Source organism: Streptomyces sp. NPDC127117 (assembly GCF_042677325.1).
Classification (GTDB): domain Bacteria; phylum Actinomycetota; class Actinomycetes; order Streptomycetales; family Streptomycetaceae; genus Streptomyces.
Genome location: NZ_JBHXTM010000093.1, coordinates 1 through 6,038 on the forward strand (window position 1 = coordinate 1; position 6,038 = coordinate 6,038).

Annotated in this window: 5 protein-coding genes; all 5 read right to left on the reverse strand. The window is 70.9% G+C overall.

Annotated elements, in window-relative coordinates; translation table 11 throughout:
• On the reverse strand, positions 1-292 hold a 292-nt coding region (locus ACFVH0_RS38910), incomplete at its 3' end, for an ArsR/SmtB family transcription factor (RefSeq protein ID WP_385828155.1).
• Between the two features lie 219 nt (positions 293-511).
• On the reverse strand, positions 512-838 hold the full coding sequence (locus tag ACFVH0_RS38915; RefSeq protein WP_385828156.1) for a hypothetical protein: 327 nt from the start codon (positions 836-838) through the stop codon (positions 512-514).
• A gap of 137 nt (positions 839-975) precedes the next feature.
• The gene (locus ACFVH0_RS38920) at positions 976-3,105 is read right to left on the reverse strand and encodes a 3-hydroxyacyl-CoA dehydrogenase NAD-binding domain-containing protein (protein ID WP_385828157.1); all 2,130 of its coding nucleotides are present in this window, start codon (positions 3,103-3,105) and stop codon (positions 976-978) included.
• Positions 3,102-4,322, reverse strand: a complete 1,221-nt coding sequence (locus ACFVH0_RS38925; protein ID WP_385828158.1) for a thiolase family protein — start codon at positions 4,320-4,322, stop codon at positions 3,102-3,104. The genes ACFVH0_RS38920 and ACFVH0_RS38925 overlap by 4 nt, the downstream gene beginning before the upstream one ends.
• Positions 4,323-4,606: 284 nt before the next feature.
• Complete coding sequence (locus ACFVH0_RS38930) at positions 4,607-5,881, reverse strand: HRDC domain-containing protein (protein WP_385828159.1); 1,275 nt, start codon at positions 5,879-5,881, stop codon at positions 4,607-4,609.
• Positions 5,882-6,038: the final 157 nt, after the last annotated feature.

Genomic DNA, 6,038 nt, shown 5'->3' on the forward strand with positions numbered 1-6,038 from the left:
GGCCGGCCAGCATTTCCGTCAGGATCCGCCGTGCCGCGCGCATCAGTTCGGCCACGTCCCCGCCGGCCAGTTCGTACACCACTGTCGAGCCCTCGCGGGTCGCGGTGACGATTCCCGAGCGGCGCAGGACCGCCAGTTGCTGGGAGAGGGCGGCGGGCTCGATCTCGATCTCGGCAAGCAGGTCGCGTACCGGCATCGGGCCGTCCTGGAGGAGTTCCAGCACCCGGATGCGTACCGGGTGCCCGAGCATCCGGAAGAACTCGGCCTTGGCCTGGTACAGCGGAACGGGCACGGTCTCCAACGCTCCTCATCGCCCCGGTCCCGCCCGGGACATCGCCTGGTGCTGTGCCCGCGGCTACCTACGGACACAGCCACCACAGCATGTAGTCAATTGCATAATTTTGCAATTCACGGATTCAGCAGTTCCAGAGCAGGGTACGGCCCCCGGACCGGAGTCCATGAGCGGGGCGCCGCCCCGGGACCGGGCACCGCGCCCTGCGAACGCCGGTTATCAGCGGGGCGGTTCGGCGGCGCCGGCCTCCCGCAGTGCCTGCCGCAGCTCCTCCAGCGGCGGGACACCGGACAGACCCTGCGGGCTCCGGTACACCCGGCAGGCCAGCCCGGGCTCCTGGCCCTCCTCCGCGAACGGATCGCGCCCGTCGACCAGCACGGTCGGCGAGCCGGTGAATCCGGCCCGCACCGCATCGCCCCGGTCCGCGATCACCCGGGTGGTGAACCCGGCGCCGGGCAGCCCGACATCGCGCAGTGCCTGCCCTATCAGCTCGGCAGCCGGCTGTTCGTTGGGGCAGTCCGCGACCACCAGGAGCTCGATCTTCATGCCCTCAATCATCGCGTACGGCCGCACACGCCGAACGGGCCGTGCGGAGAGAGATCTCCGCACGGCCCGCCGGTCGACACCCACCAGGTGCCAGGTCTCTCGTTCGGATCATGCCGGGCCGATCCGAACGAAAGAACCTAGGCCGGAACGCTCGCCACGCCCTGCGCCAGGAACTTCTTGCCGTTCACCCGCTCCGAGACGCCCTCACGGTCCAGGTACGGCGTGATGCCGCCCAGGTGGAAGGGCCAGCCCGCGCCGGTGATCAGGCAGAGGTCGATGTCCTGGGCCTCGGCGACGACGCCCTCGTCCAGCATCAGACCGATCTCCTGCGCCACCGCGTCCAGGACCCGGTCACGGACCTGCTCCTCGGACAGGACGACATCGCCCTGCTTCAGGAGCGCGGCGACCTCCGGGTCCAGCTCCGGCTTGCCGGAGTCGTAGACGTAGAAGCCGCGCTTGCCCGCCTTGACCACCGCGGCCAGGTTCTCCGAGACGGTGAACCGGTCCGGGAAGGCGCGGTTCAGGGTCTCCGACACGTGCAGACCGATGGCCGGGCCGACCAGCTCCAGCAGCACCAGCGGGGACATCGGCAGACCGAGCGGCTCGATGGCCTTCTCGGCGACGTCGACCGGGGTGCCCTCGTCGATGACGTTCTGGATCTCGCCCATGAAGCGGGTGAGGATGCGGTTGACGACGAACGCCGGGGCGTCCTTCACCAGCACCGCGGTCTTCTTCAGCTTCCGCGCGACACCGAACGCCGTGGCCAGCGAGGCGTCGTCGGTCTGCTCGCCGCGGACGATCTCCAGCAGCGGCAGGATCGCGACCGGGTTGAAGAAGTGGAAGCCGACGACCCGCTCGGGGTGCTTCAGCTTCGACGCCATCTCGGTGACCGAGAGGGACGAGGTGTTGGTGGCGAGGATGGCGTGCGCCGGGGCGACCGCCTCGACCTCCGCGAACACCTGCTGCTTGACGCCGATCTCCTCGAAGACGGCCTCGATGATGAAGTCGGCGTCGGAGAAGCCCTCCGCCTTGTCCAGCACACCCGAGACCAGGGCCTTGAGGCGGTTGGCCTTGTCCTGGTTGATCCGGCCCTTGCCGAGCAGCTTCTCGATCTCGGCGTGGACGTAGCCCACACCCTTGTCGACCCGCTCCTGGTCGATGTCGGTCAGCACGACCGGCACCTCCAGGCGGCGCAGGAACAGCAGCGCCAGCTGCGAGGCCATCAGACCGGCACCCACGACACCGACCTTGGTGACCGGACGGGCCAGGTTCTTGTCCGGGGCACCGGCCGGACGCTTGGCGCGCTTCTGGACCAGGTTGAAGGAGTAGATCCCGGAGCGCAGCTCGCCGCCCATGATCAGGTCCGCGAGGGCCTGGTCCTCGGCGTCGAAGCCGGCGCTCAGGTCGCCGTCCTTCGCCGCGGCGATGATCTCCAGCGCGCGGTAAGCGGCCGGGGCGGCGCCGTGCACCTTGGAGTCGGCGATCGCCTTGCCGCGTGCGACGGCCTGGTCCCAGGCGTCACCGCGGTCGACCTCGGGACGCTCCACCGTGACCGTGCCGTTCAGCACGTTCGCGGTCCAGATCAGCGACTGCTCCAGGAAGTCCGCGCCCTCGAAGATCGCGTCGGCGATCCCGAGTTCGAAGACCTGCTTGCCCTTGAGCTGCCGGTTCTGGTTCAGCGAGTTCTCGATGATGACCGAGACCGCGCGGTCGGCACCGATCAGGTTGGGGAGCAGCGCGCAGCCGCCCCAGCCCGGAACGAGACCGAGGAAGACCTCGGGCAGCGAGAACGCGGGCAGCGCGCTGGAGACGGTGCGGTACGAGCAGTGCAGACCGACCTCGACACCGCCGCCCATCGCCGCGCCGTTGTAGTACGCGAACGTCGGGACCGCGAGAGAGGAAAGACGCCGGAAGACGTCGTGGCCGCCCTTGCCGATGGCGAGCGCGTCGTCGTGGTTCTTCAGCAGCTCGACGCCCTTGAGGTCGGCGCCGACCGCGAAGATGAACGGCTTGCCGGTGATGCCGATACCGGTGATCGCACCCTCGGCGGCCTCCTTCTCGACCTGGTCGACGGCGGCGTTCAGGTTCGCCAGCGACTGCGGTCCGAAGGTGGTCGGCTTGGTGTGGTCCAGGCCGTTGTCCAGCGTGATGAGGGCGAAGCGCCCCGCACCGGCCGGAAGGTCCAGGTGGCGTACGTGCGCCTGCGTGACGACCTCGCCGGGGAACAGCTCGGCCGCGCCCTTCAGAAGCTCAGTGGTGGAGCTCACTTCTTGCCTCCGTCGAAGTTCGGGTTCTCCCAGACGACCGTCGCGCCCATGCCGAAGCCGACGCACATCGTCGTCAGGCCGTAGCGGACCTCCGGCTGCTCCTCGAACTGGCGGGCCAGCTGAGTCATCAGACGCACACCGGAGGAGGCCAGCGGGTGACCGTAGGCGATGGCGCCGCCGTACTGGTTGACGCGCGCGTCGTCGTCGGCGATGCCGTAGTGGTCCAGGAAGGCGAGCACCTGGACGGCGAACGCCTCGTTGATCTCGAACAGACCGATGTCGTCGATGGTCAGCCCGGCCTTGGCGAGGGCCTTCTCGGTCGACGGGATCGGGCCGTAGCCCATGACCTCCGGCTCGACGCCCGCGAAGGCGTACGAGACGAGGCGCATCTTCACCGGGAGGCCCAGCTCGCGGGCGACGTCCTCGGCGGCGAGCAGGGAGGCGGTGGCGCCGTCGTTGAGACCGGCGGCGTTACCCGCGGTGACCCGGCCGTGGGCACGGAACGGGGTCTTCAGACCGGCGAGAGACTCCAGGCTGGTACCCGGGCGCATCGGCTCGTCGGCGGTGACCAGGCCCCAGCCGGTCTCGCCGGCCTCGGCGTTGGTGCGGCGCACGGAGACCGGCACCAGGTCCTGCTGGATCTTGCCGTTGGCGTACGCCTTGGCGGCCTTCTCCTGCGAGCGCACCGCGTACTCGTCGGCGCGGCCCTTGGTGATCTGCGGGTACCGGTCGTGCAGGTTCTCCGCGGTCATGCCCATGAAAAGGGCGGACTCGTCGACCAGCTTCTCCGACACGAAGCGTGGGTTGGGGTCCACGCCCTCGCCCATCGGGTGACGGCCCATGTGCTCGACGCCACCGGCGACGACGACGTCGTACGCGCCGAAGGCGATGGAACCGGCCGTCGAGGTGACGGCGGTCAGGGCGCCCGCGCACATGCGGTCGATGGAGTAACCGGGCACGGACTGCGGCAGCCCGGCCAGGATTCCGGCGGTACGGCCCAGCGTCAGGCCCTGGTCGCCGATCTGGGTGGTCGCCGCGATGGCGACCTCGTCGATCTTCGCGGGGTCCAGGCCCGGGTTGCGGCGCAGCAGCTCCCGGATGGCCTTCACGACGAGATCGTCGGCGCGGGTCTCGTGGTAGATGCCCTTCGGGCCCGCTTTGCCGAACGGGGTGCGGACGCCGTCGACGAAGACGACGTCCCGGATGGTACGAGGCACGGTGGCTCTCCTCCAGGGTGCGGGATGGCACTGCTGCGCGGCACGCCCGGAGGCGCACCGCCACCATCATGCTACTTGCGGGTAACCGGACTGCCCACCCCCCACGGCGGGAGCGGTGAAGGTCACATGTGGCGGGCCCCGGTACGGGGCCGTCCCGGCCCCGGAACGCCGATCGCCGGTCGGGGCTGAAATCAGCCCCGACCGGCGATCGGGAACACAACGTGCGGCGGGCCGCGCAACCTGGCGTGATTACGCCCCTCGGCAAGCCCTCCGGCGACGGCCGCTCAGGCGGCCGGTGCCAGCGCGCGGACCAGCAGCGGAGCCACCTGCTCGATCTGCCAGCGGCGCGCCCCGTACTCGGCGAGCGCGGTCTCGACCGCGTCCGGCGTCAGGTTCTTCGGCGGCTCCCAGCAGACCCGGCGCACCGTGTCCGGGGTGATCAGGTTCTCCTGCGGCATGTGCAGCCGCTCGGCGAGCTCCGACACCGCGGCGCGGGCGGCCGAGAGCCGGGCCGCCGCCGCGGGGTCCTTGTCCGCCCAGGCGCGGGGCGGCGGCGGACCGGCGAGGGTCTGGCCGGGCTGCGGCAGCTCGGTGTCCGGCAGTGCCTTGGCCCGGTCGACGGCCGCCTGCCACTGCTCCAGCTGGCGCCGCCCCATGCGGTGGCCGAACCCGGGCAGTGCGGTCAGGGCCTGGACGTTCGGCGGCAGCGCGAGCGCGGCCTCGACGATCGCGGCGTCGCCCAGCACCTTGCCCGGCGAGATGTCGCGGCGCCGGGCAACCTGGTCGCGCGCGGTCCACAGCTCCCGTACCACCGCCATCTGGCGGCGACGGCGGACCTTGTGCATGCCGGACGTGCGGCGCCACGGGTCCTTGCGCGGGGGAGCGGGTGGCGCCGAGGCGATCGCGTCGAACTCCTCGCGGGCCCAGTCCAGCTTGCCCTGCCGGTCGAGCTCCTCCTCCAGGGCGTTGCGCAGATCGATCAGCAGCTCGACGTCGAGCGCCGCGTAGCGCAGCCAGGGGTCGGGCAGCGGGCGGGTGGACCAGTCGACGGCGGAGTGGCCCTTCTCCAGCGAGTAGCCGAGCACGTTCTCGACCATGGCGCCGAGGCCGACGCGCGGGAAGCCGGCCAGCCGTCCGGCCAGCTCCGTGTCGAAGAGCCCGGTGGGAGTCATCCCTATTTCGCGCAGACAGGGCAGGTCCTGGGTGGCGGCGTGCAGGATCCACTCGCTGCCGCTCAGCACGTTGCCGAGGCCCGACAGGTCGGGGCAGCCGACGGGGTCGATCAGCGCGCTGCCCGCGCCGTCACGGCGCAGCTGTACGAGGTAGGCGCGCTGGCCGTAGCGGTAGCCGGAGGCACGCTCGGCGTCCACGGCCACCGGGCCGGAGCCGCCGGCGAAGGCGGCGATCACCCGGGCGAGGGCGTCGTCGGAGGCCACCACCGGGGGAATGCCCTCGCGAGGTTCGAGCAAGGGGATCGGCGCCGGGGCGACGTCGTCCGGGGGAGCGCCCCCGGTGGTTCGCAGTGAGGTGTCTGCTGCGGTCTCTTGGGCGTCGGTCACGTGTCAAGGGTATCTGTGTATGTACGGCGCCCGGGGTCGGGAACATCCGTGGTCGGGGCCCCATGTATTGAAAACACCCCGGCCCCGCCGGCGGGGGGCCCCCCGGGGGGGGGGGGGCGTGGTTGATTAACCGTAGCACGGGGAAGGCGGCCAATCC